Genomic DNA, 2,101 nt, shown 5'->3' on the forward strand with positions numbered 1-2,101 from the left:
GCGTTAATTACAGGGATAACTGGCCAGGACGGAGCCTACCTGGCGGAATTTCTTCTGAAAAAAGAATATTTTGTTCATGGCATAAAGCGCCGGAGTTCTTCATTAAATACTGAACGCATTGACCACCTTTACCAGGATCCTCATGAAAGTAATATAAGGCTAAAGCTGCACTACGGTGATTTAACCGATTCGACTAACCTGATGCGAATTATACAGGAAGTACAGCCTGATGAAATATATAACCTTGCCGCGATGAGCCATGTTCAGGTAAGTTTTGAAACACCAGAATATACAGCGAATGCCGACGGCCTGGGAACATTGAGGATATTGGAAGCAATTCGGATACTCAAACTTGAGAAAAAAACTAAAATATATCAGGCATCTACATCAGAACTTTATGGACTAGTTCAGGCGGTGCCCCAGTCTGAAACCACCCCTTTCTATCCACGGTCGCCATATGCTGTGGCTAAACTATACGCGTATTGGATAACAGTGAACTATAGGGAAGCTTACGGTATGTTCGCCTGTAACGGAATTCTTTTTAATCATGAGAGCCCTGTCAGAGGGGAAACCTTTGTTACCAGGAAAATCACACGGGCCGCAGCTAAGATTGCGATGGGACTTCAAAGCTGCTTATTTCTGGGTAATCTTTCTGCCCAAAGAGATTGGGGTCATGCAAAAGATTATATTGAAGCCATGTGGCTAATGTTACAACAAGAAAAGCCGGAAGATTTCGTTATAGCAACTGGAATAACGACTTCTGTACGTGATTTCGTCAAAATGAGCTTTACTGAATTAGGGATTGAAGTGGAATTTAGCGGTAATAATGAGCATGAAAAAGGAGTAGTGATTGATATCGATGCTGAAAAATGCAGCTCCCTTGGAATTGATCCTTCAAGCATTAAGTTTGGCCAAACCGTTGTAAAAGTTGATCCGAAATACTTCAGGCCTACAGAGGTGGATCTGTTGGTTGGTGATCCAACAAAATCTAAAGAGCAGTTGGGATGGAAGCCTAAGTATGATTTGGAGTCCTTAATAAATGAGATGGTATTAGCAGATCTTAACGTGGTAAAAAAGGATGAATATCTAAAAAAAGGCGGCTTTAATACTCTAAACTACTTCGAATAATTTTAAAGGGCTTAACTGCATAAAAACTAAGCGTTTATTTCAGCAAAAAACTAAGAAAAGAAATTATTACGGTTAAATCAAAACAACTACTTTTGCACTCCATGAAAATGAGCAACTTAATTAAAATTCTGTTTTTGACTATAGCCTTATCTTTAATTTTTGATAAAGCAAATTCCCAGACTAATAAGGCAAACTACAGTGATGTCCGTATTGACGCTTTAAATGATAGTAAAATCAGAGATTTCATGAATGAAGTGGAAATGTCGGGGTTGGATCTAAACCAGATTGGAGAGGTAGCCCTCAGTCGGGGAATGCCACCGGGGGAGGTGACGAAATTAAAGAAAAGGGTTGAGAAGATAAGAAATGAAGATGCACGATTGCTTAGAGAAGGCAGGCTTTCGGTAGGCCGTGATGATTCTATAAAAAGGAGCGGAATAGATACACTGACCGGACAGAAAAGAGCGGAAGTGGAGAATGAGTCAGAGAGAGCTTTATCTGCTTTAAGATCAAAAATTTTCGGTTCGGGAATTTTTACAAATAACCAGTTGACATTTGAGCCCAACGTTAATATCGCAACACCCAGAAATTACCGGGTAGGCGCTGGCGATGAAGTCACAGTAGATATTTTCGGATTGTCTGAGGCGAATTATGTGAGAACTGTCAGCCCTGCTGGTGCAATCAATATTCCATATGCTGGAGTAGTCCAGGTGGCTGGTTTAAGCTTAGAAGAAATTGATCAGAGGTTAACCTCTAGACTTTCAAGTATCTACACAGGCATAAGGAATGGAAGCACTTATGTAAGTGTAACTACGGGTAAATTAAGATCTATCAAGGTAACCCTTCTCGGAGCTGTTACAATGCCTGGTACTTATACTTTATCTTCTGTTTCAACCGTATTTGCTGCTTTATATGCTTCCGGGGGCCCTGCTGAAAACGGAAGTTATCGGGAGATAGAAGTACTAAGAGGTGACAG

At 40.6% G+C, this 2,101-nt stretch carries 2 protein-coding genes; both read left to right on the plus strand.

Annotated elements, in window-relative coordinates; translation table 11 throughout:
• Positions 1–1,128 (plus strand): GDP-mannose 4,6-dehydratase (gene gmd, locus WBJ10_RS11340; protein ID WP_424290363.1); only part of this gene is annotated, 1,128 nt, incomplete at its 5' end.
• A gap of 134 nt (positions 1,129–1,262) precedes the next feature.
• Positions 1,263–2,101, plus strand: an 839-nt coding sequence (locus WBJ10_RS11345; RefSeq protein WP_424290365.1) for a polysaccharide biosynthesis/export family protein, incomplete at its 3' end; no start/stop codon positions are given.

This window comes from Daejeonella sp. (assembly GCF_049655485.1).
GTDB lineage: Bacteria > Bacteroidota > Bacteroidia > Sphingobacteriales > Sphingobacteriaceae > Daejeonella.